Origin of the sequence: Thauera aromatica K172 (assembly GCF_003030465.1) — a bacterium.
GTDB lineage: Bacteria > Pseudomonadota > Gammaproteobacteria > Burkholderiales > Rhodocyclaceae > Thauera > Thauera aromatica.
In genome coordinates, this window is sequence record NZ_CP028339.1 from 1,726,725 (window position 1) to 1,746,771 (window position 20,047).

Below are 20,047 nucleotides of genomic sequence, written 5' to 3' on the forward strand. Positions count from 1 at the left end.
CCCGGCGGCGCACGATGGCCGGCCCGAGACAGCGCATCGAGCAGCAGCCCGCGTGGGTGCTGCACACCCTGCCGTGGCGCGAAACCAGCCTGATCGTCGACCTCTTCGCGCGCGACCATGGCCGGGTCGCGCTGGTGGCGAAAGGCGCGCGCCGGCCGCATTCGCAGCTGCGCGGCGTGCTGATGGCTTTTCAGCCGCTGCTCATCGACTGGTCGGGCGGCGGTGAAGTGAAGACCCTGGCGCGCGCCGAATGGCTCGGCGGCCAGCCCCTGCTGGGTGGGCGGGCGCTGCTCTGCGGCTATTACCTCAATGAGCTGCTGCTGCGCCTGACCGCGCGCGAGGACGCCCATCCGCGCCTCTTCGCCGCCTATGCCGACGCGGTGGGCGCGCTCGCCCGCGGCGAGGCTGAATCGCCGATCCTGCGCCGCTTCGAGCTGGCCCTGCTGCAGGACCTGGGCTACGAGGTCGGTCTCGCGGCCGATGCCGCGACCGGCTCCGGACTGCAGCCCGATGCCCGCTACCTTTATATAATCGAGCGCGGTCCGGTGCGGCTGGAGATCCTCGAACAAGAGCAGGACGAGGTCGCAGCACTGGGCGAGCAGCCGCTCGTGTCCGGACAGACCCTGCTCGACATGGCAGCCAACGACTTTACCCGCGCGGAGACGCTGCTCCAGTCCAAGCAGCTGCTGCGCGTGCTGATCAACCACACCCTGGGCGGCCAGCCGCTGCAGTCGCGCCGGGTGCTGAAGGAACTGCAGGAGCTCTGATGATCGAACTCGGCGTCAATATCGACCACGTCGCCACCCTGCGCCAGGCGCGCCGCACCTGGGAACCCGACCCGGTGTGGGCCGCGGTGCAGGCCCACCTCGGCGGCGCCGACGGCATCACCATCCACCTGCGCGAGGACCGCCGCCACATCCATGACGAGGACGTGCGCCGCCTCGCCGAGCTCACCCAGGTCAAGCTCAACCTCGAGATGGCCGCCACCGACGAGATGGTCGCCATCGCCTGCCGCACCAAGCCGCAGATGGCGATGCTGGTCCCCGAAGGCCGCCACGAGATCACCACCGAAGGCGGGCTCGACGTGCTCGCCCAGGAGGCACGCCTGAAGGACGTGATCGCCCGCCTGGCCGACGCCGGCATCGTCACCAGCGTGTTCATCGACGCCGAGATCCCGCAGATCGAGGCCGCCGCCCGCATCGGCGCGCGCGTGTGCGAGATCCACACCGGCCCCTACGCACACGCCTTCCACGCCGCCGGGCGCGACGCCGAGGCGCCGGCGGTGGCGGCCGAGCTCGACAAGATCCGCATCGCCGGCGAAGCGGTACGCAGCCTCGGCATGCGCTTCAATGCTGGCCATGCGCTCAACTACTACAACGTGCAGCCGATCGCCCGCCTGCCCGGCATCCGCGAACTGCACATCGGCCATTCGATCGTCAGCCGCGCAGTCTTCGTCGGCCTGCGCGAGGCGGTGGCCGAAATGAAATGCCTGATGCGCGAAGGCGCGGCACGCAGCCGCTGAGCCTGGGCGCGCGGGCGGGAGAAAGGTCATGATCCACGGCATCGGTACCGACATCGTCCGCATCGAGCGCGTGCGCCAGGCGCTCGAGCGCCACGGCGAGCGCTTCGCCCTGCGCATCCTCGCCGACACCGAAGTCGAGGCCTGGCGCGCACATCGCGACCCCGCGCGCTTCCTTGCCAAGCGCTTCGCCGCCAAGGAGGCCTTCGGCAAGGCCCTCGGCACCGGCGTCGCCGTGCCCGCCACGCTGCACGCGGTGGTGGTCGGCCACGACAGTCGCGGCAAGCCGGACTTCCACTACGATGAGCGGCTCGCCAAACATATGGCCTTGCACCGCCTGCGCGCGCACCTCAGTCTCTCCGACGAGGACGAGCACGTCGTCGCCTTCGCCATCATCGAGAACCTCGCATGAAAGTCCGCCGCCGACTCGCACGCGGCCCGGTCATGATCGACGTCGCCACCACCGCCCTCACCGACGAAGAGCGCGCGCGCCTGCGCGACCCGCGGGTCGGCGGGGTGATCCTGTTCGCGCGCAACTTCACCGGCTCCGCGCAGCTTGCCGCGCTCACCGCCGAGATCCGCGCACTGCGCGACCCCGCCCTGATCATCGCCGTGGACCACGAAGGCGGGCGGGTGCAGCGCTTCCGCGACGACGGCTTCACCCGCCTGCCGGCGATGCGCAGCCTCGGCGCGCTGTGGGTGCAGGACCGCCTGGCAGCGCTCGATGCGGCGCGTGCCACCGGCTTCGTGCTCGCCGCCGAGCTGCGCGCCCATGGCGTGGATCTGAGCTTCACCCCGGTGCTCGATGTCGACTACGGCGTCTGTGGCGCGATCGGCAACCGCGCCTTCCACCGTGACCCGCAGGCGGTCGCCGCGCTCGCCCAGGCGCTGGTCGCCGGCATGGCGGAGGCGGGCATGGGCGCGGTCGGCAAGCACTTCCCCGGCCACGGCGGCGTCGAGGCCGACTCCCACCACGAGGTGCCGGTCGATCAGCGCGACTTCGATACCCTGTGGTCGGAAGACATCGCCCCTTACCGCCACCACCTCGGCCGCCAGCTCGCCGGCGTGATGCCCGCGCATGTGATCTACCCGAACGCCGACCCCGGTCCCGAACCGCAACCGGCCGGTTTCTCGCCGTTCTGGTTGAAGGACGTGCTGCGCGGCCGCCTCGGCTTCGAGGGCGTGATCTTCAGCGACGACCTCAACATGGAAGGCGCGCGCGTCGCCGGCGACATCGTCGGCCGCGCCCAGGCAGCCCGCGCCGCCGGCTGCGACATGCTGCTCGTCTGCAACCGCCCCGATCTTGCCGCCGAGCTGCTCGAGCGCTGGAGGCCGGAGCCCGATGCCGACAGCCTCGCCCGCCTCGCCGCAATCGTCCCGAACACCCCGCTTCCGGCCTGGCTCGCCGACCCCTCCGCCCTCGAACTGCACGCCGCCTACGTCCAGGCGCGCGAGCGCGTCGCCGCCATCCCCGACGACACGGGCGCCGCGCCGGCGATGACCGCCGCCACCATCGGCGAGCAACGCACAGAAGTCCTGAGCAAGCGCGGATAATCACGAACCGAACAGAACTTTCCCCGGCAACGATTCCCGGACCCATGGCATCGATTCCCGACCAGCCGTCGTGTCCGCTCCAGGCAGGAGAGGGTGTTAACCCGCCGTAACGTGTTCGGCGCGCTCGTCAAACAACGCGAGGCGCCACAAGCAGCCAACGAGCAAGCGCATGTCCGACCCGAAGAATGAGCACGCCGCCTTCGACCCCAAGCCCTTCCTGCGTACCCTCACCGAGGAGCCCGGCGTCTATCGCATGATCGGCGCCGAGGACAAGGTGCTCTACGTCGGCAAGGCGAAGAACCTCAAGCGCCGCGTCTCCAGCTACTTCCAGAAGACGCTCTCCAGCCCGCGCATCGCCATGATGGTGGCGCAGATCGTGCGCGTCGACGTCACCGCCACGCGCTCCGAGGCCGAGGCCCTGATCCTCGAGAACAACCTCATCAAGAGCCTCGCGCCGCGCTACAACATCCTCTTCCGCGACGACAAGACCTACCCCTACATCGAACTCTCCGCCGACGCCTTCCCGCGTCTCGCCTACCACCGCGGCGCCTTCGCCAAGGGCGCGCGCTACTTCGGCCCCTTCCCCAACGCCTACGCGGTGCGCGAGAGCATCCACCTGCTGCAGAAGACCTTCCAGCTGCGCACCTGCGAGGACAGCGTCTTCGCCAACCGCTCGCGCCCCTGCCTGCTGCACCAGATCAAGCGCTGCACCGCGCCCTGTGTCGGCCTGATCGACGCCGAGGACTATGCCGCTGACGTCCGCCTCGCCACCCGCTTTCTCGACGGCCAGGCCAACGAAGTCATCGACGACCTCACCGCACGCATGAACGCCGCCGCCGAGCGCCTCGCCTTCGAGGAAGCCGCCGCCTGCCGCGACCAGGTCCGCGTGCTGCAGGCCGTGCTCCACCGCCAGTTCGTCGACAGCCGCAAGGACGAGGACGTCGACATCCTCGCCGCGGTCGAGGCCGACGGCCTCACCTGCGTCAATATCGCCATGGTCCGTGGCGGCCGCCACCTCGGCGACCGCCCGCAGTTCCCCAGCGGCGCCGCGGTATCGGGCGCGGCCGACAGCCTGCTCGCCTTCGTCGACCAGCACTACGGCCAGCACCCGATCCCGGCCCGCATCCTGGTGAACCTGGCGCCTGAGCCGGTGCGCGAGACCTTGGCCGAACTCGCCGAGCGTCCGCCCGGCGTGGTCGCGCCGCGCTTCGCCGCCGAAAAGGCGTGGATGGAGATGGCGGAGAAGAACGCCCGCCTGGCGATTCAGGCGCGCGCGCGCGACACCGGCCGCATCGAACAGCGCCTCGAGGCCCTGCGCGAGGCGCTCGGCCTGGACGAGGCGCCGCAGCGCATCGAATGCTTCGACATCAGCCACACCATGGGCGAAGCCACGGTGGCCTCCTGCGTCGTCTGCGAAGCCGGCGCGATGAAGCGCGCCGAATACCGCCGCTACAACATCGCCGGCATCACTCCGGGCGACGACTTCGCCGCGATGCGCCAGGCGCTCGAGCGGCGCTACGGCAAGGTCGCCGCAGGCGAGGGCGTGTGCCCCGACCTGATCCTGATCGACGGCGGCAAAGGCCAGGTCGGCGCGGCACGCGAAATCCTCGCCGAAGTCGGGCTCGAGGCGGTGGCGATGGTCGGCGTCGCCAAGGGCGAGGGGCGCAAGGCCGGGCTGGAGACGCTGATCTTCCCCGACGGGCGCGAGGGGCTGGCGCTCGGCGGCGAGTCGGCGGCGCTGCACCTGATCATCGAGATCCGCGACGAGGCCCACCGTTTCGCCATCACCGGCCACCGTGCCCGCCGCGGCAAGGCGCGGGTGGGCTCCAAGCTGGAGGACATCCCCGGCGTCGGCCCTTCGCGCCGGCGCAAGCTGCTCGCCGCCTTCGGCGGCCTGGACGGCGTGCGCGAGGCGACGGTGGAAGACCTGTGCCGCGTCGACGGCGTGAGCCGCAAGCTCGCCGAGCAGATCCACGCCGCCTTGCGCTGAATCACCGCAGGTGTTGCCCGGCGGGCTGTTGCACCGCGGTGAAGCGGTTGTCTGCGCGCGGGGGCGCTGACCCCGTTCGACTTGTCTCTATACTCGCCCCCATGCGCCTGCCCGTCATACCCACCATCGTTTTTGCCCAGCTCTTCGGCGGGTCGCTGTGGTTTTCGACCAACGGCGTGGGCGAGGCGCTGATGCGCGTGTGGAGCATCGGGCCGGCCGAGATCGGGCAGCTGACCAACGCCGTGCAGCTGGGCTTCATCCTCGGCACCCTGGGGTTTGCGCTGACCGGGCTCGCCGACCGTTTCGCCGCCAGCCGCATCTTCGCCGTCTGCGCGGTGACCGGCGCCGCGGCCAATGCGGCCTTCGCCTTGCTCGCCGAAGGCATGGCCAGCGCGCTGGTGCTGCGTTTTATGGTGGGGCTGAGTCTGGCGGGCGTGTACCCGCTGGGAATGAAGCTGGTGGTGAGCTGGGTGCCGGAGCGCGCCGGCCATGCCCTGGCGCTGCTGGTGGGCATGCTCACGCTGGGTACGGCGCTGCCGCACGGCCTGAAGCTCGCCGGCGGCGGGGCGTGGCAGGCGGTGCTGCTCGGTTCGTCGGTGCTGGCGCTGCTGGCGGCGGCGATGATCCTCAGGCTCGGCGACGGACCGCATCTGCGCCGTCGCGCGGGGGCGCCGACGCTGCGCATGGGGGCGGTGCTGACGGCGTTCCGTATTCCGGTGTTCCGTGCCTCGGCGCTGGCTTACTTCGGCCACATGTGGGAGCTCTACGCCGTGTGGACGCTGGTGCCGCTGCTGGTGGCGGGGTCGTCGCTGGTCGTGCTCGCGCCGGTGTCCGCCCTGAGCTTCGTGATCATCGGCATCGGCGCGCTGGGCTGCTTTGCCGGGGGCGCGATCAGCCGCCGCACCGGCAGCGCACCGGTGGCCGCGGTGGCGCTGGCCACCTCCGGGGTGTGCTGCGCGCTGTTCCCGCTGGTGGCCGATGCGTCGCCGGCGTGGCTGCTGGCCTTCTTCCTGCTATGGGGGCTCAGCGTGCCGGCCGACTCGCCCCAGTTCTCGGCCATGTCCGCCCGCGCCTGCCCGCCGGAGATCGTCGGCAGCGCGCTGGCGCTGCAAAATGCCATCGGCTTTGCGCTGACCATCGTGTCGATTTCATGGGGCACCGCGATGGTGGCCGACTGGGGGCCGAAGGTGTCGTGGCTGCTGCTGCCGGGGCCGGTGCTGGGGGTGATCGCCTTGCTGCCGCTGCTGCGGGGGCGGGCGGCGGGCTGAGTTGGTTTGCCGCATGGCCTGTGGGCAGGCGGTGTCCATGCCATGGAAAATCGTGGTCCCGCTTTTCACGCGATCAGGCCGGTTCTGTCAGCGCCTTTCGCAGAAAGCCGGTCAGCTCGGCCACCTCTGCGGCGATGTCCTGCGGGTGGCCGAAGTCGTCGTGGCTGGCGGCGATGATGCGTAGCCGCACATGCTCGCCGCTGCGGGCGGCGTGGATGAGGCGGGCCTCGGAAGGGGGTACCGTGGTGTCCTGCACGCCATGCAACAGCAGCGTCGGGCAGCGAATCGCGGCGATGGTCGTCACCGGAGCGATGTCGTCGAAACGGTGGCCGATCACATGCTCCACGTAGCGCAGCACCAGCCAGCCCAGCGGCAGATAGGGCACGCGCTTGTGGGCCAGGAGGCGGCGCATCATCGCCTCCGGGTGGGAGAAGGCGGCGAGGCTGACCACCGCCGCCACGTCGTCACGACGCGATGCCGCGAGCAGCACCGCGCCGGCGCCGACCGAATGTCCGACCAGCGCGATGCGATGCGCGTCCGCCTGCGGGCAGTGCCGCAGCCAGGCCAGAGCGTGGTCGATGTCTTCGGCGAAGCGCGGTAGCGAGGCGAAGTCGTCCTCGTCGCTGTGGCCGTGGCAGCGGGCGTCGATCAGCAGCACCGCGAGGCCGGCGGCGTGCAGCGCCGGCACCAGCGGCAGCATCATCGCGGCGTTGCCGCCCCAGCCGTGCATGACGAGCGCCACCGGCGCCGGTGCGGCGCTCTCGGCGGGCACGAACCAGGCGTACAGCCGTCGGCCGCGCGCGGTCGGGATCCGCACCGCGTCGAAGGCCAGGCCCAGATCGGCCGGGGTCCGGTCATGCGGCACCCGCTTCGGCGCCAGACCGCGCCGCACCGCGAAGCGGAAACCGAGCAAGGCCGCAAGCGTGGCGGCGAGGGTGACTGCCCAGACGGTCATGCGTCGTCGCCGGCCGGTCCGCTTGTGTGCGTCGGCGCAATGCGGCGAATCGCCGGCCGGAAGCGGCCGGTCTGGCGGTCGGCGATCATTCGATCCGCCTGGCACAGGCGGGTCCGGTTGAGCGCGGGCGCATCGGGCACAGGCTGGCCGAGGCCGGCGAGGGCTGCGGCGCCTGGAGCGCATCCTGCCGTGAGCGGGTGGTAGCCATGGGAGGGGCGCCGCGGCGGGAAGAGGGCAGCTCAGCCGGTGAGGGCCTCCTTGACCCAGGCGTTGGCCTGCTTCGCGTCGAAGCTGCTGCCGTATTTCGCCTTCAGCGCCGCCATCACCGCACCCATCTGCTTCGGGCCGCGCTCGGCCAGGGTGGCAACGGTTTCGGCGATGAAGGCCTTCACTTCGGCCTCGCTCGCCATCGGCGGCAGGTAGGCGGTGAGGATCGCGGTCTCGGCTTCGAGCGCAGTGCGGCGCCCGGCATCCTGGATCACCGCGAGCGCTTCCTGGTTGTTCTTGAGGAACTTGCGGATCGTCTGCTGTACTTCGTCGTCGGTGCTTTCGCGGTTACCGGCGTTCTTGCCGACCATCTCGGCCTCGGCGATCAGGGTGCTGAGCAAGGTGGCGCGGAGGCTGTCGGCGGCTTTGCGCGCGAGCAGGGAATCCTTTTTCAGTTGGGCGAGCAGGCTCATGGAACTCTCCTGGGGGATAGGGTTGAAACGGTTCAAACGGTTGGAATCTGCGGGTGGAGGCGGCGCGGTGCGGGGCGCGGGCTGCGGCAGTTTAGCGCAGCGTGCGGGCCGGCGCTCGGCGGGGGCGGGGCAGTCGGCTGTGCCAGGGGCTGGCGGACTGTGACCGGCCGGCGCTGCCGCCGGGGTGTCGTCGATTCCGGCCTGCTCAGTCGATGTTGAGCGGGGCCGGGCAGTCGAGCGCTTCGCAGGCGGCGCGCAGCAGCTCGGCTTCGATCGGGGCGAGGCGTCCGTCCTCGATCGCCGCCTCGGCCATCGCGTACACCAGGCGACGGCGGAACGGGGGAGCGGTGGCGGCGAGCTGGGCGAAGGCGCGGTCGAGCGCGGGAAAGTCGATTTCACCGGCTTCCAGCAGGGGGCCGAGCGCATCGAGTGGGGCGGCTGCGGCGCTGCGGGCATAGGCGGCGCGGGTGGCGGCCGCGTCGTGCTGGCCGGCGATGGCGATCACCGACAGCAGCAGTGCAGTGTGGCGGCGCAGTTCGGCCGGGCTGGCTGCGAGTGCGGGCGCCGGCGAGCGGGGCTGGAGCGCATCGCGCAGCAGACGCACGAGGACGTATTCGCCGAGGGCGAGCCAGCCGTCGGTGCCGGCGAGGGCATCGAGGAGTGTGATGAAGCGCTCGCGTGCGTCACGGTCGAGCTCGCGCAGCGCTCCGAGAGCGAGCTCGATCAGCGGCAGCCGCATGCCGGGGTCAAGCGCAGCCACCGTGGCGTATTCGAGTTCGGTGCGCAAGGCGAGCGGATCGTCGACTGCCGCAGCGACCTTTTGCAGCTGGCGCTGGCGGATGCCGGGATCGCGGTCGAGGAGCAGGGCGAGGCAGATCGCCTGGGCGCCGGAAGGCTCCTGCAGCGACTGGCGAAGCGCTCCGTCCAGACGGGCGATCCGGACCTGGGCCTGGGCGAGGTGCTCGGGCTGGAGCTGGCCGATCGCGGCCGTGAACGCGGCTGCCGTTTCTGCCGTAGGGGGGCCTGCTGCAGCCGCGGTGCTGGCCGGTGGGGTGGCGGAAAGTGGGTGATCGGGAAGTGGGTGGTCGGGGAGAAAGCGTGGATCGATGCGGCGGATGCGCTCCGCGAGCGGGGGATGGGTGGCGAACAGCGCCGACAAGTGCCCGCTGGCGCCGAACAGCATGTGGCTGACTTCTTCCGCACGGGGGTGGCCGATGTTCGCACCGTACCCGGCGATGCGCCGGAGTGCGCCGGCGAGGCCGGCCGGGTTGCGGGTGAATTGGACCGCTGCGGCGTCGGCGAGGAATTCGCGCTGGCGTGAGACCGCGGCCTTGATCAGCTGGCCGCACAGCACGCCGACGTGGCCGACGGCGACCAGCAAGAGGCCGAGGAGGGCGAAGGGCGAGCGGCTTTTGCCGCCCCGGCCGCCGCCGCGCAGCAGCATGCGGCCGATCAGGGAGAGCACGAGGATGCCGTGCAGCAGGCCGATCAGGCGCAGGTTGAGGCGCATGTCGCCGTTCAGGATGTGGCTGAACTCGTGGGCGACGACGCCCTGCAGCTCGTCCCGGTCGAGCTTTTCGAGCGCGCCGCGGGTGAGCGCGACCACCGCTTGCTGCGGCCGCGTGCCGGCGGCGAAGGCATTGATCCCGGGCTCCCCATCGAGCACGTAGACCGGCGGAGCGGGAAGGCCCGAGGCGACCGCCATCTCGTCGACGATGTTGAGCAGGCGGCGCTCGCGCGGATCGGGGGTGGCGCGCGCGAGCGGGCGGCCACCGAGGGTCCGCGCCACGGCCTCGCCGCCGCCGGCGGCAAGGCGGGCGATGCGGTACAGCGAGGCGAGCAGGATCACGCCGCCGACGACGGCGGCGGTTGCGAGGAACTGCGCCGGGTCGAGCAGGCGGGAAGTCGCCACGCTGCCGTCCTCGCCGGGAAACAGCAGCAGCGCGGCGCCGGCATGGACGACGACGATGATCAGCACGACCGCGAGCGCGAACCACAGTATCAGCAGGCGGCTCTGGCGGCGGGCGTGGTCCTGGGCAGCGAAAAAATCCATCGCGGGCGGCAGGCCTGGAGGCGGGGCGCGAGCGGGCGGGGGTGTGATCGAATCGGAGTGAGGGGCGCTGGCTTTAGCCGAAATCCACCTTCAGCGCTTGGCGGGCGTCGGCGTTCTCCAGCACCCATTGCTCGGCGGCGGCAAAGCCCACGGCGTTGGCGATCAGAACGTCAGGAAGCTGCTCGCGGCGGATGTTGTAGGCGGTGACCGCGTCGTTGTAGGCCTGGCGGGCGAAGGCGATGCGGTTCTCGGTGCTGGCGAGCTCTTCCTGCAGCTGCATCATGTTCTGGTTGGCCTTGAGCTCCGGGTAGGCTTCGGCGAGCGCGAAAAAGCGCGTCAGCATGCCGCCGAGGGCCGCTTCGGCACCGGCGAGCTGGCGCATCGCGGCGGCATCGGTCGGCGCCCCTTCGGCGCGTTCGGCGGCGGCGCGGGCCTGGTTGCGCGCGGCAATCACCGCTTCGAGGGTTTCGCGCTCGTGGCGCATGTAGGCCTTGGCCGTTTCCACCAAGTTGGGAATCAGGTCGTAGCGGCGCTGCAGCTGCACGTCGATCTGGGAGAAGGCGTTCTTCACCCGGTTGCGCAGCGCGACCAGGCCGTTGTAGATCAGTACCGCCCAGGCGAGCAGGGCGACGACCAGGGCAATCACGATCCAGCTCGACATCGGAGACCTCCGTGGGATGCAGTCGTGGGGCCGCGCCGGGGACAGCGGCCGGCGGCGGAGCGCTTGTGCGCATGGGCGGGAACGGGAAACGATTGTGCGGCAGCACCGGCGCCGGGGCAATTGGTGCGTGCAGCCGTGGCGCCTATGTCCGTGCCGTGTGCATCCGCAATCCGGGCTGCGGAATGGAGCTTGAGTGGCGGCTGGTGCGTTGTGCCGGCCGTTGCCGCCTGCAGGGGGCGGCCGCGGAGCGGATGTGCCGGAAGGGTGGGCTCAGGCATACTTGCACCTTTGCCTCCGTAGCACCGAATCCTGGCCGATGTCCCGGCCCCCCTTGCCGATGTCCTGTGAATCCGCAGCCGAGCACTCCGCCCGGCCCTCTCCTGCTCCATGCCCCAGTACCGGTACGCCGTTCGGCGAGCGCCGCTACAACGCCTGGAACGACCATGTGAAGCGCCGCTATGGCGGGCGGGTGCAGAAAGTGTCGGTCGCGGCCGGCTTCAGCTGCCCCAACCGCGACGGCGTGCTCGGCACCGGCGGGTGCACCTTCTGCAACAACGCCGGGTTCACCCCGGGCTACCTCGACCGCCGTCAGCCGATCGGCGAGCAGATCGACACCGGGCTGCGCTTCCTGCTCCGGCGCTACCCCGGAACGCAGCGCTACATCGCCTATTTCCAGAGCTACAGCAACACTTACGGCGAGTTCGAGCGCCTGCGCGCGTGCTACCAGGAGGCGCTCGCCCATCCCCGGATCAGCGGGCTGGCGATCGGCACCCGCCCGGACTGCCTGCCCGACGAGGTGCTCGACTACCTCGCCGAGCTGGCGCGCGAATCCATCATCGAGCTCGAGATCGGCGTCGAGTCGTGCAGCGACGAGGCCCTGCGCCGGGTCAATCGCGGCCACGACTTCGCCTGCAGCGCGGACGCGATCGAGCGCGCGGCGGCGCGCGGCCTGGAAGTCACTGCGCACCTGATCCTCGGCCTGCCCGGGGAGTCGCGCGCAGATCTGCTCGACGGCGCCCGCCGGCTCTCCGCGCTGCCGCTGCGCGCGCTCAAGCTCCACCAGCTCCAGCTCGTGCGCGGCACCGCGCTGGCGCGCGACTGGGAGCGCGATCCGGGCGCGGTGCCGCTGCTCGGCGAGGACGAATATATCGCGCTGCTGGCCGACTTCGTCGAGCGCCTGTCGCCCGACATCCTGCTCCAGCGCCTGGGCAGCGAGGTGCCGCCGGCGCTCAAGCTGGCGCCGCAGTGGAACACGCGCCTGTCCGAACTGGCGCCCCGCCTGAGCGCCGAGCTGGCGCGGCGGGGAAGCTGGCAGGGCTGCCGCGCAGGAACATGATTTTGACTCGAGCGAGAATGATGATGAACGAGCGCAGCACCCCCGGTTTGGCCACTCTCGGCATCCACGGCCACGGCTTCAAGGACGCCTACGGCAGTCCGCATGTCCCGGTGTATGACACTACCACTTTCTCTTTCGCGTCGACGGCCGACCTGCTCGACGTCATCGACGGGCGCAAGGCGGGCGGGCTGTACACCCGCTACGGCCTGAACCCGTCGATCCTCGCCCTCGAAAATACCCTTGCCGGCCTCGAAGGCGCCGAGCAGGCCTGGGCTTTCTGCTCCGGAATGGCGGCGGCGAGCGCGCTGTTCCTGACCCACGGGCGCGAGGGCATCGTCTGCGTCGGTGAAGCCTACGGCGGCACGCTGGAGCTGCTGTCGAGCCAGCTGCCGCTGCTGGGCATTCCCACCCACCTGATTCTCGACGACGAGCTCGACCGCCTCGATGCCCTGCTCGCCGGCGGGGCGAAGCTGGTGTTCTTCGAGACGCCCACCAATCCGACCCTGAGCCTGATCGACATCCGTGCCATCGCCCGCCGGGCGCACGCCCACGGGGCGCTGGTCGCGGTGGACAACACGTTCGCCTCGCCGGTGAATCAGCACCCGCTTGCGCTCGGCGCCGACATCGTGATGCACAGCGCGACCAAGTACCTCGGCGGCCACAGCGACCTCACCGCCGGCGCGCTGATGGGGGCGAAGGCGCTGCTGCAGCCGGTGTGGAGCTGGCGCAAGAACCTCGGCTCGATGATCGCGCCCGCGACCGCGTCGCTGCTCGCGCGCAGCCTGCGGACCCTGGTGGTGCGCGTGCGCCAGCACAACGCCTCGGCGCAGCGCATCGCCGAAGCCATGCAGCGCCATCCGCGGGTGCGCCGCGTGTTCTACCCCGGACTGACCGATTTTCCCGGCCACGAACTGGCCCGGTCGCAGATGGCGGGCTTCGGCGGCATGCTGACGATCGAACTGGCCGGCGACGGTGCGGACGCCACCCGTGTTGCCGACCGTCTGCGCCTGTTCGCCCTCGCCCCCAGCCTGGGCGGGGTCGAAAGCCTGGTCACCCAGCCGTGCACCACCACCCACCACGATCTGTCTGCGGCGGAGCGTGCCCGCCGCGGCATTTCGGATGCGATGCTGCGGCTGTCGGTCGGCCTTGAGGATGTCGACGACCTGATCGCCGACCTGGAGCAGGCGCTGGCCTGAAGGCCGCCTCGGTGCGGGCCGCTCCCGGTGCTGCGGCGCCGGATTCACTGAGGCCGCGGGGGCGGCTTGACGCAGTTCAATCTCCGCCCGCGGCGAAGCGGATAGCATCGCCATCCTGTCGATCCTTCTTCGGAGCAAAGCCCATGCAACCCAGGTTCTTCATCTCCGCACTGGCGCTCGCCGCGGTGCTCGCCGGTTCGGCCCCCGCCGCGCTCGCCGCCGACGGCGGGCGTCCCGCGGCGGAGCCGGCCGCGTCGGCCGATGCGCTTCCGCGGCCCGCTGACGAAGCGCTGCGCAGCGCGATGACGGCCTTGCGCGATACCCTCGAGCAGCGCATCCACGACGCCGAGTCCCGGCCGCTGGCCGAAGCCGACTACGTGGCGCTGGCCGCCGAGATCGAGCGCCAGATCGCCGCGATCGTCGCCGGGCGGGATTTCCACAGCCGCTCCGGGCGCCACCTGCAGTGGCTGCTCGGCGACATCACCGATGCCGCCGGGCTGATGCGCAGCGCGCCGCGGGCGCCGGCAAAGAAACTGGGATTGATGCGGGTGGTGGAGACGCTGAACTTCTACGGCCGTGAATACGACCATCCAGGTTGGGTCGTGCTCAAGTACTGAGCTTGCGGCGGTAACGGTCGCGGTAACGCGCGACCAGCGCTTCGGTGCTGCTGTCGTGGTCGCCGGGGAGGGCGGCGGGACGGGCCGGGTCGAGTTCGCCCAGTACCCGGGCCGCCAGCTGCTTGCCCAGTTCCACGCCCCACTGGTCGAAACTGTTGATGCCCCAGATCGCCCCCTGGACGAAGGTGCGGTGTTCGTAGGCGGCGATCAGCGCACCGAGCGAGAAAGGCGTCAGGCGCTCGAGCAGGATCACGTTGCTCGGCCGGTTGCCGGGGAAGGTCCGGTGCGGCACCAGGGCCTGGATGCGTGCTTCGGCCAGGCCGGCGGCGCGCATCTCGGCTTCGGCCTGCTCAGCGCTGCGTCCGCGCATCAGGGCCTCGGCCTGGGCGAGCAGGTTGGCGAAGGCGATGCGGTGGTGGAATTCGTCCTCGGCGCCGGCCTCGAGGACGCCGATGAAATCGACCGGGACCGGCTGGGTCCCCTGGTGCAGGAGCTGGAAGTAGGCGTGCTGGCCGTTGATGCCCTGTTCGCCCCAGATCACCGGGCTGGTGTGGCAGCCTACCGGCTGTCCGTCGGCACGCACCGACTTGCCGTTCGATTCCATCTCGAGCTGCTGCAGGTAGGCGGGCAGGCGGTGCAGGCGCTGGTGATAGGGCGCGATCAGCTGGCTGCGCGCGCCGAGGAAATCGATGTTCCAGATCGCGATCAGTGCCATCAGCACCGGCAGGTTGCGTTCCAGAGGGGCGCTGCGGAAATGCTCGTCCATCGCGTGGGCGCCGGCGAGCAGGGCGTCGAACTGCCCGGCGCCGATCTGGAGCAGGATCGGCAGGCCGATCGCGCTCCACAGCGAGAAGCGCCCGCCCACCCAGTCCCAGAAGCCGAACATGTTGTCGGCGTCGATACCGAAGGCGCGGACCGCGGCGGCATTCGTCGACACCGCGACGAAATGGCGGGCGACGGCCGCTTCGTTGCCGGCATGGGCGACCAGCCAGGCACGGGCACTGCGGGCATTGATCAGCGTCTCCTGGGTGGTGAAGGTCTTCGAGGCGACGATGAAGAGCGTGGTCTCGGGATCGGCGCTGTGCAGCACGTCGCCGATCTGCACGCCATCCACGTTCGACACGAAGTGCAGGCGCAGCGCCGGGTGGGCGAGATCTTTCAGCGCTTCGCACACCATCGCCGGGCCGAGATCGGAGCCGCCGATGCCGATATGGACGATGTCGGTGATGCGGCGGCCGCTGTAGCCCAGCCACTGCCCCTCGCGCACTTCGGTGCTGAAGCGGCGCATGCGCGTGCGCACCGCCTCGACTTCGGCGCCGAGGTCGACGCCTTCCACCGTGCTCGGCATGCCCGCCGGACGGCGCAGGGCGACGTGCAGCACGGCCCGGTCCTCGGTGCTGTTGATGCGTTCGCCGGCGAACATCGCCGCGATGCGGGCCGGCAGCCCTGTTTCAAGCGCCAGGCGCAGCAGCAGCGCGAGGGTGTCGTCGCGCACGAGGTTCCGCGCGTAGTGGAAGACGAGGCCGCAGGCGTCGGCCTGCAGGCGCCGGGCACGGGCGGGGTCCTCGGCGAACAGCGAGTTCAGGGAAAGGCCGGCAAGGGCGTTGCGGTGAGCGGAAAGCGCAGTCCATGCGGCGGATTGCAGGAGAGTGGGCATCGCAGTGTCGCGGTTCGAAGCGGTCGGAGGTATGGCGTTCGGGCACAGATGGTACAGACAGGGGACGCCGAAGTGTGTACCTTCCGACGCGCGTCGAGGGGCTGATCGGCGCTGATATACTCGGAGCCCGATCACACGATTCCCTGGCCTGCCGGCATGCCGCTCAACATCCCGAATGCGCTCACCTGGGCGCGTATCGCGCTCATCCCGATTTTCGTCGGTGTCTTTTACCTGCCCGACAGCTGGATGCCGGTGGCGAGCAAGAATCTGGTGGCGACCGCGATCTTCATCGCCGCTGCGGTCACCGACTGGTTCGACGGCTATCTCGCGCGCGCGCTCGGGCAGACTTCGGCTTTCGGCGCCTTCCTCGACCCGGTGGCCGACAAGCTGATGGTGGCTGCAGCGCTGATCCTGCTGGTGCAGCTGGCGCGGGTCGATGCCCTGATCGCGGTGGTCATCATCGGCCGCGAAATCACGATTTCGGCGCTGCGCGAATGGATGGCTCGGGTCGGCCAGTCGGCCAGCGTCGCCGTGGCCTACGTCGGCAAGCTCAAGACGGCGGCACAGATGGTGGCGATCCCGCTGCTGCTGTTCGATGCGCCGCTGCTCGGCTTCGATCTGCGCCTGATCGGCGAGGTCCTGATCTATGTCGCCGCTGCGCTCACCTTGTGGTCGATGGGCTATTACCTTCGCCGGGCGATGCCCTTGTTGCTGGACAGGGACGGGGCCGCCTGAGTTGCAAGTCCCGGTGCTGCGCTTGAAGCTGGAAATGCAATTCAGAAGTTGACATGTAAAAAAGACTGACTATAATGGCGGTCTTTCCCGGGCGGGAATAGCTCAGTTGGTAGAGCGCAACCTTGCCAAGGTTGAGGTCGCGAGTTCGAGACTCGTTTCCCGCTCCAAGAATTTGCTGCCCAGGATCGTTCCTGGGTGCGGAGGCTCCGGCAGGTTCGGGGCAGCCAGCCGAAAGGTCGTGGCGCGATGGCAGAGTGGTTATGCAGCGGCCTGCAAAGCCGTGTACCCCGGTTCGATTCCGAGTCGCGCCTCCAGAAGTAAATGCAGTTTGCAGTATTGCGGCAGAGTGCGGAAGTTGATATATTTCGCGCCCTGTCGTCAAAGCGGGAATAGCTCAGTTGGTAGAGCGCAACCTTGCCAAGGTTGAGGTCGCGAGTTCGAGACTCGTTTCCCGCTCCAGAATCCGAAGCCGGATGAGTACAATGTGCTCATCCGGCTTTTTCGCATTTCCCTTCCTGTGCCGGTCTGCGGCGCCGGCGGCGCCCGCCAGATGACGGCCCGATGCCCGTGCTGAACATCCGTTTTCCGCTTCCTGCCGATTCCGTGCTGCCCGAATACGGCCGCGGGGGCCTGTATGAGCTGGCCAGCACCTTGCGTACCTGGCTGCACGAGCCCGGAGCAGGGTGGCACGCGGGCGGCGTTGCTCCGGGGGACGCTGCGGCGACGGTCGTGCTGCTGGTGATCGACGGCCTGGGTGACCGTTATTTGTGCTCGGCGGGGGCGGGTTCGGTGCTCCATGCCCACCGCCGGGGGGCGCTGACTTCGGTCTGTCCAAGCACCACCGCGAGTGCGGTGACAACGTTGTTGACCGGCGTCGCGCCCGCGGTCCATGGCCTGAATGGATGGTTCGTCCATGACCGCCGGTTCGGCGGCGTCGTTCTGCCCCTGCCGCTGAGTCTGCGCGCCGGGCCGCCGCTGGAAGCCGTCCGGCTGATGTCGCGGCTCTGTCCGGTGCCGCCGATGTTCCATCACGCGAGCCGGCCCGCGGTGCTGGTCTCCCCGGCCGATATCGCGTTTTCGCGTTTTTCGCGGCACCACGCGCGGGGCGCCCGGATCGCGCCCTACCAGGGACTGCAGGGGCTGGAAGCGCAGATCCTGGCCCAGGTCGATCGCCTTGCGCCGAGCGGTGGCCTGGTCCATGCCTATTACCCCGTATTCGATGCGCTCAGCCATCTGCATGGCTGCCGCTCGGCCCAGGTCCATGCCTGCTTCGAGCGGATCGACGCGATGTTCGCCAATCTGCTGAAGGCGTTGGTGGGGCGGGGCGTGCATCTGGTGGTGACCGCCGACCACGGTTTCACCGATTCGTCCCCGCAGCGCACGGTCGACCTGGCGCCGGGCGGAGAAGTCGCCGCGATGCTTGCTGCGCCGCTGTTCGGCGAGCGTCGCCTGGCTTTCTGCCGGGTGCGCAAGGGGGCGGCGGCCGAGTTCGAAGCATGGGCAAGGGCGGAGCTGGCAGGCAAGGCCGTGCTCGTCGCCGGCAAGGAGTGCCGCGAGTCGGGGCTGCTCGGCCCGGGCGCGCGGCATCCGCGGCTGGCCGAGCGGGTGGGGACCCATGTGCTGCTGATGGAGCCCGGGTGGACGATCATCGATCATGTCGAAGGCGAACTTTTCCACGAAATGATCGGGGTGCACGGCGGCCTGAGTGCGGACGAAATGACCGTGCCGTGGATCGCCGCGCGCAGTTGAACGGCCGGCGCCTTTCAGTGCTGGTTTTCGTCCGGCGGCACGGGCATCACCGCGATGCCTTCGTCGAGCAGCTCCTCGACTTCGTCACGCGATGCGGCGCCACGGATGTTGCGCGGCTCGGCTTCGCCATAGTGGATGCGCCGCGCTTCCTCGGGCAGGCGCTCGCCGACGTCCTCTGCGCCTTGCGCCATGTGGCGCAGCGCGGCCATCAGCCGGTCGAGGGGCGCGGCGGGCGGTGAATGCGCCGGCCGCCCGGACGGCCGGGCGGGAGCGTCGTGCGCGGGGGCCGCGCTCGCGCGTGTCCGCACATGAGGCGCGCTGGGCAGGCGCCGGACCTCGGTGCTGGCGCAGACCGGGCAACTCAGCTGTCCCTGCGAGTACTGCTCCTCGAATGCTGCTGCGGAGGCGAACCAAGCTTCGAAACGATGGCTGTGGTCACAGGAAAGGTCTAGAACGATCACGGAGTCAGTGCCGCTGCAATGGATGTATGTAGGTGTCCGGTGCCGATGGCCGCCGATGGCCGATCACGGCCGAAGGGCTGCGATCGGCGGACAATGGGACCACCGTGGGGGCGACGGGACGCGATTCGCGCGCACGGTGCGGGCATCACGCTACAATGCGGACCCCGCCCGGGTGGCGAAATCGGTAACCGCAGTGGACTTAAAATCCACCGCCGCATGGCTTACGGGTTCGAGTCCCGTCCCGGGCACGACAGTCGAGCCGCACATTATGTCCTGCGCTGCGGGGCTTTTCCACCGCAGCGCAGCCGATGTCGCGGCATCCCGGCCGGCGTCGCCGGCACTGTGCCTGCTGGGCCAAGAACATGCGCGATGATCGTCCGACCTCTCTTCCGCTCGTCCCCGATGCGGGTGCCGACTGCCTGATCTTCCGCGGCAATCAGTTGCTGGTGGACGCGGCCGGCGCGCCGCCGTCGGCGTGGCGCGATTACCTGACCGCGGTCGCGCCGCTGCGGCTGATCCCGACCGGCGGCGGGCAGGGCGGGACGTGCTTCGTCGCCGAGGTCGCCCGCGAGGCAGAAGCCCCGCGAGGCCACGAGTTCCGCCACCTGAAAGGGCTGCTCGACACCTTGCCGCGCGCGCTGCGCGAGCGGGCGATGCGCAGCCTCGAACTCCTCGAATTCGACCGTGCCCACCAGTACTGTGGTGCCTGCGGCTCGATGACGATCCTGAAGCCGGACAGGATCGCGCGCGTCTGCACCAACGACGCCTGCGCGCGCGAGCACTTCCCGCGGGTTTCTCCGGTGGTGATCATGGCGGTCGAGCGCGGGCCGGAGATCCTGCTCGGGCGCTCGCCGCACTTCGCTCCCGGCCTGTACAGCACGCTGGCGGGCTTCGTCGATGCCGGCGAGTCGGCCGAAGAGGCCGTCCAGCGCGAGGTCTTCGAGGAAACCGGGCTGCATGTGCGGAATTTGTCCTACGTGGCCAGCCAGCCCTGGCCTTTCCCTCACGCCCTGATGCTCGGCTACCGGGCGGAGTACGCGGGCGGAGAGATCGTCTGCGCGGTCGATGAAATCGAGGACGCGCGTTTTTTCCACGTCGACCACCTGCCCCCGGTGTTCCCGATGAAATATGCGATGGCCAGCGCGCTGCTCGACGATTTCTGCAGGCGTCACGGTCGTCCAGGGTTCCTGTAAGTGCGGAGCACGCCGGCCGCGACCCGCTCCGTGCGCTCCCGGGGAGGGTGGTAGTGGTGGGGTGGAAACGACCGCTCCCGGCGTTCACGAGGGATCGTGGTCGCGCCGGGCGGGCCCCGCTTCGCCGGTGTTTCCGTCCCGCAGCAGATCGAAGGCGATGCGCATTCCAAGCAGCGCGTTGCCCAGCGCGAACACCGCGACCAGCGCCGCGGCAAGCGGCACCAGCGGATAGGTGCGCAGCACCCAGGCCAGAACCGCGGACAGCAGGTTGAGGACGACCATCAGCCAGAAACGCGAATCGCGCGGCCGGAACAGGCGGGAAAGTTTCAACGGGAGGATCGAACGCATGGCGGGAAGGATACCGGGAAGAGGGCGGTAGGCGGGCGGGAGGCGCAGTCGCGGGCCAACAGCCGCGGGCCGGCC

At 70.0% G+C, this 20,047-nt stretch carries 19 protein-coding genes and 4 tRNA genes; 16 read left to right on the forward strand and 7 right to left on the reverse strand.

Annotation, left to right across the window (positions count from 1 at the left end; genetic code table 11):
- Nucleotides 1-14: 14 nt before the first annotated feature.
- The 6 genes from recO to Tharo_RS08210 all read left to right on the forward strand — a co-directional run bounded on the left by recO (nucleotide 15) and on the right by Tharo_RS08210 (nucleotide 6,331).
- Nucleotides 15-767: a DNA repair protein RecO gene (gene recO / locus Tharo_RS08185; protein WP_107220768.1), complete on the forward strand. Its 753-nt coding sequence runs from the start codon at nucleotides 15-17 to the stop codon at nucleotides 765-767.
- The gene (locus Tharo_RS08190) at nucleotides 767-1,522 is read left to right on the forward strand and encodes a pyridoxine 5'-phosphate synthase (protein WP_107220769.1); all 756 of its coding nucleotides are present in this window, start codon (nucleotides 767-769) and stop codon (nucleotides 1,520-1,522) included. The genes recO and Tharo_RS08190 overlap by 1 nt, the downstream gene beginning before the upstream one ends.
- A gap of 28 nt (nucleotides 1,523-1,550) precedes the next feature.
- Nucleotides 1,551-1,931, forward strand: a complete 381-nt coding sequence (gene acpS / locus Tharo_RS08195; protein ID WP_107220770.1) for a holo-ACP synthase — start codon at nucleotides 1,551-1,553, stop codon at nucleotides 1,929-1,931.
- On the forward strand, nucleotides 1,928-3,073 hold the full coding sequence (gene nagZ, locus Tharo_RS08200; protein WP_107220771.1) for a beta-N-acetylhexosaminidase: 1,146 nt from the start codon (nucleotides 1,928-1,930) through the stop codon (nucleotides 3,071-3,073). The genes acpS and nagZ overlap by 4 nt, the downstream gene beginning before the upstream one ends.
- Nucleotides 3,074-3,242: 169 nt before the next feature.
- Nucleotides 3,243-5,063 carry an excinuclease ABC subunit UvrC gene (gene uvrC / locus Tharo_RS08205; RefSeq protein WP_107220772.1) on the forward strand — a complete coding sequence of 607 codons (1,821 nt, stop codon included), beginning with the start codon at nucleotides 3,243-3,245 and terminating at the stop codon, nucleotides 5,061-5,063.
- A gap of 101 nt (nucleotides 5,064-5,164) precedes the next feature.
- Nucleotides 5,165-6,331: an MFS transporter gene (locus Tharo_RS08210; protein WP_107220773.1), complete on the forward strand. Its 1,167-nt coding sequence runs from the start codon at nucleotides 5,165-5,167 to the stop codon at nucleotides 6,329-6,331.
- Between the two features lie 73 nt (nucleotides 6,332-6,404).
- On the opposite strand, the gene Tharo_RS08215 is transcribed toward Tharo_RS08210, so the two are convergent.
- The 4 genes from Tharo_RS08215 to Tharo_RS08230 form a co-directional block, all read right to left on the reverse strand.
- Nucleotides 6,405-7,286, reverse strand: coding sequence for an alpha/beta hydrolase (locus Tharo_RS08215; protein ID WP_107220774.1), 882 nt, complete (start codon nucleotides 7,284-7,286; stop codon nucleotides 6,405-6,407).
- Nucleotides 7,287-7,525: 239 nt separating this feature from the next.
- Nucleotides 7,526-7,966, reverse strand: coding sequence for a GatB/YqeY domain-containing protein (locus Tharo_RS08220; RefSeq protein ID WP_107220775.1), 441 nt, complete (start codon nucleotides 7,964-7,966; stop codon nucleotides 7,526-7,528).
- A 205-nt stretch (nucleotides 7,967-8,171) separates the two neighbouring features.
- Nucleotides 8,172-10,019: a M48 family metallopeptidase gene (locus Tharo_RS08225; protein WP_107220776.1), complete on the reverse strand. Its 1,848-nt coding sequence runs from the start codon at nucleotides 10,017-10,019 to the stop codon at nucleotides 8,172-8,174.
- Nucleotides 10,020-10,092: 73 nt separating this feature from the next.
- The gene (locus Tharo_RS08230) at nucleotides 10,093-10,680 is read right to left on the reverse strand and encodes a LemA family protein (RefSeq protein ID WP_107220777.1); all 588 of its coding nucleotides are present in this window, start codon (nucleotides 10,678-10,680) and stop codon (nucleotides 10,093-10,095) included.
- 316 nt (nucleotides 10,681-10,996) lie between these two features.
- Between Tharo_RS08230 and mnmL the strand changes: the two genes are divergently transcribed.
- The 3 genes from mnmL to Tharo_RS08245 all read left to right on the forward strand — a co-directional run bounded on the left by mnmL (nucleotide 10,997) and on the right by Tharo_RS08245 (nucleotide 13,829).
- Nucleotides 10,997-12,016, forward strand: coding sequence for a tRNA modification radical SAM protein MnmL/YtqA (gene mnmL, locus Tharo_RS08235; protein WP_245881034.1), 1,020 nt, complete (start codon nucleotides 10,997-10,999; stop codon nucleotides 12,014-12,016).
- Nucleotides 12,017-12,033: 17 nt separating this feature from the next.
- Nucleotides 12,034-13,212, forward strand: a complete 1,179-nt coding sequence (locus Tharo_RS08240) for a trans-sulfuration enzyme family protein (protein WP_211309670.1) — start codon at nucleotides 12,034-12,036, stop codon at nucleotides 13,210-13,212.
- A gap of 143 nt (nucleotides 13,213-13,355) precedes the next feature.
- Entirely contained in the window at nucleotides 13,356-13,829 is a 474-nt protein-coding gene (locus Tharo_RS08245) for a hypothetical protein (protein WP_107220779.1), read from the forward strand.
- On the opposite strand, the gene pgi is transcribed toward Tharo_RS08245, so the two are convergent.
- Nucleotides 13,819-15,486 carry a glucose-6-phosphate isomerase gene (gene pgi, locus Tharo_RS08250; protein ID WP_107220780.1) on the reverse strand — a complete coding sequence of 556 codons (1,668 nt, stop codon included), beginning with the start codon at nucleotides 15,484-15,486 and terminating at the stop codon, nucleotides 13,819-13,821. The genes Tharo_RS08245 and pgi overlap by 11 nt on opposite strands.
- Nucleotides 15,487-15,642: 156 nt before the next feature.
- Between pgi and pgsA the strand changes: the two genes are divergently transcribed.
- The 5 genes from pgsA to Tharo_RS08275 all read left to right on the forward strand — a co-directional run bounded on the left by pgsA (nucleotide 15,643) and on the right by Tharo_RS08275 (nucleotide 17,970).
- The gene (gene pgsA, locus Tharo_RS08255; RefSeq protein WP_107220781.1) at nucleotides 15,643-16,221 is read left to right on the forward strand and encodes a CDP-diacylglycerol--glycerol-3-phosphate 3-phosphatidyltransferase; all 579 of its coding nucleotides are present in this window, start codon (nucleotides 15,643-15,645) and stop codon (nucleotides 16,219-16,221) included.
- 91 nt (nucleotides 16,222-16,312) lie between these two features.
- Nucleotides 16,313-16,388, forward strand: a tRNA-Gly gene (locus tag Tharo_RS08260).
- Between the two features lie 73 nt (nucleotides 16,389-16,461).
- A tRNA-Cys gene (locus Tharo_RS08265) sits at nucleotides 16,462-16,535 on the forward strand.
- 69 nt (nucleotides 16,536-16,604) lie between these two features.
- Nucleotides 16,605-16,680 (forward strand) — tRNA-Gly (locus Tharo_RS08270).
- Between the two features lie 102 nt (nucleotides 16,681-16,782).
- Nucleotides 16,783-17,970: an alkaline phosphatase family protein gene (locus tag Tharo_RS08275; protein ID WP_107220782.1), complete on the forward strand. Its 1,188-nt coding sequence runs from the start codon at nucleotides 16,783-16,785 to the stop codon at nucleotides 17,968-17,970.
- Between the two features lie 14 nt (nucleotides 17,971-17,984).
- Here the strand turns inward: Tharo_RS08275 and Tharo_RS08280 are convergent, their stop codons facing one another.
- Nucleotides 17,985-18,431 carry a DUF1178 family protein gene (locus tag Tharo_RS08280; RefSeq protein ID WP_107220783.1) on the reverse strand — a complete coding sequence of 149 codons (447 nt, stop codon included), beginning with the start codon at nucleotides 18,429-18,431 and terminating at the stop codon, nucleotides 17,985-17,987.
- A 166-nt stretch (nucleotides 18,432-18,597) separates the two neighbouring features.
- On the opposite strand from Tharo_RS08280, the gene Tharo_RS08285 reads away from it, so the two are divergent.
- Together Tharo_RS08285 and nudC are read left to right on the forward strand one after the other, a co-directional pair.
- Nucleotides 18,598-18,679 (forward strand) — tRNA-Leu (locus Tharo_RS08285).
- A 114-nt stretch (nucleotides 18,680-18,793) separates the two neighbouring features.
- Nucleotides 18,794-19,624 (forward strand): NAD(+) diphosphatase, encoded by an 831-nt coding sequence (gene nudC / locus Tharo_RS08290; RefSeq protein ID WP_107222357.1) that lies wholly within the window; start codon nucleotides 18,794-18,796, stop codon nucleotides 19,622-19,624.
- Nucleotides 19,625-19,708: 84 nt separating this feature from the next.
- On the opposite strand, the gene Tharo_RS08295 is transcribed toward nudC, so the two are convergent.
- The gene (locus Tharo_RS08295) at nucleotides 19,709-19,972 is read right to left on the reverse strand and encodes a hypothetical protein (RefSeq protein ID WP_107220784.1); all 264 of its coding nucleotides are present in this window, start codon (nucleotides 19,970-19,972) and stop codon (nucleotides 19,709-19,711) included.
- Nucleotides 19,973-20,047: the final 75 nt, after the last annotated feature.

What these genes read in the sequence shown, in the direction of transcription:
- Tharo_RS08295 (WP_107220784.1), bottom strand. Translation starts at nt 19,972, where the DNA reads ATGCGTTCGATCCTCCCGTTGAAACTTTCCCGCCTGTTCCGGCCGCGC.
- pgi (WP_107220780.1), bottom strand. Translation starts at nt 15,486, where the DNA reads ATGCCCACTCTCCTGCAATCCGCCGCATGGACTGCGCTTTCCGCTCAC.
- Tharo_RS08240 (WP_211309670.1), top strand. Translation starts at nt 12,034, where the DNA reads ATGATGATGAACGAGCGCAGCACCCCCGGTTTGGCCACTCTCGGCATC.
- Tharo_RS08245 (WP_107220779.1), top strand. Translation starts at nt 13,356, where the DNA reads ATGCAACCCAGGTTCTTCATCTCCGCACTGGCGCTCGCCGCGGTGCTC.
- Tharo_RS08230 (WP_107220777.1), bottom strand. Translation starts at nt 10,680, where the DNA reads ATGTCGAGCTGGATCGTGATTGCCCTGGTCGTCGCCCTGCTCGCCTGG.
- acpS (WP_107220770.1), top strand. Translation starts at nt 1,551, where the DNA reads ATGATCCACGGCATCGGTACCGACATCGTCCGCATCGAGCGCGTGCGC.
- pgsA (WP_107220781.1), top strand. Translation starts at nt 15,643, where the DNA reads ATGCCGCTCAACATCCCGAATGCGCTCACCTGGGCGCGTATCGCGCTC.
- Tharo_RS08220 (WP_107220775.1), bottom strand. Translation starts at nt 7,966, where the DNA reads ATGAGCCTGCTCGCCCAACTGAAAAAGGATTCCCTGCTCGCGCGCAAA.
- Tharo_RS08190 (WP_107220769.1), top strand. Translation starts at nt 767, where the DNA reads ATGATCGAACTCGGCGTCAATATCGACCACGTCGCCACCCTGCGCCAG.
- Tharo_RS08210 (WP_107220773.1), top strand. Translation starts at nt 5,165, where the DNA reads ATGCGCCTGCCCGTCATACCCACCATCGTTTTTGCCCAGCTCTTCGGC.
- Tharo_RS08275 (WP_107220782.1), top strand. Translation starts at nt 16,783, where the DNA reads ATGCCCGTGCTGAACATCCGTTTTCCGCTTCCTGCCGATTCCGTGCTG.
- uvrC (WP_107220772.1), top strand. Translation starts at nt 3,243, where the DNA reads ATGTCCGACCCGAAGAATGAGCACGCCGCCTTCGACCCCAAGCCCTTC.
- nagZ (WP_107220771.1), top strand. Translation starts at nt 1,928, where the DNA reads ATGAAAGTCCGCCGCCGACTCGCACGCGGCCCGGTCATGATCGACGTC.
- mnmL (WP_245881034.1), top strand. Translation starts at nt 10,997, where the DNA reads ATGTCCCGGCCCCCCTTGCCGATGTCCTGTGAATCCGCAGCCGAGCAC.
- nudC (WP_107222357.1), top strand. Translation starts at nt 18,794, where the DNA reads ATGCGCGATGATCGTCCGACCTCTCTTCCGCTCGTCCCCGATGCGGGT.
- Tharo_RS08215 (WP_107220774.1), bottom strand. Translation starts at nt 7,286, where the DNA reads ATGACCGTCTGGGCAGTCACCCTCGCCGCCACGCTTGCGGCCTTGCTC.
- Tharo_RS08225 (WP_107220776.1), bottom strand. Translation starts at nt 10,019, where the DNA reads ATGGATTTTTTCGCTGCCCAGGACCACGCCCGCCGCCAGAGCCGCCTG.
- recO (WP_107220768.1), top strand. Translation starts at nt 15, where the DNA reads ATGGCCGGCCCGAGACAGCGCATCGAGCAGCAGCCCGCGTGGGTGCTG.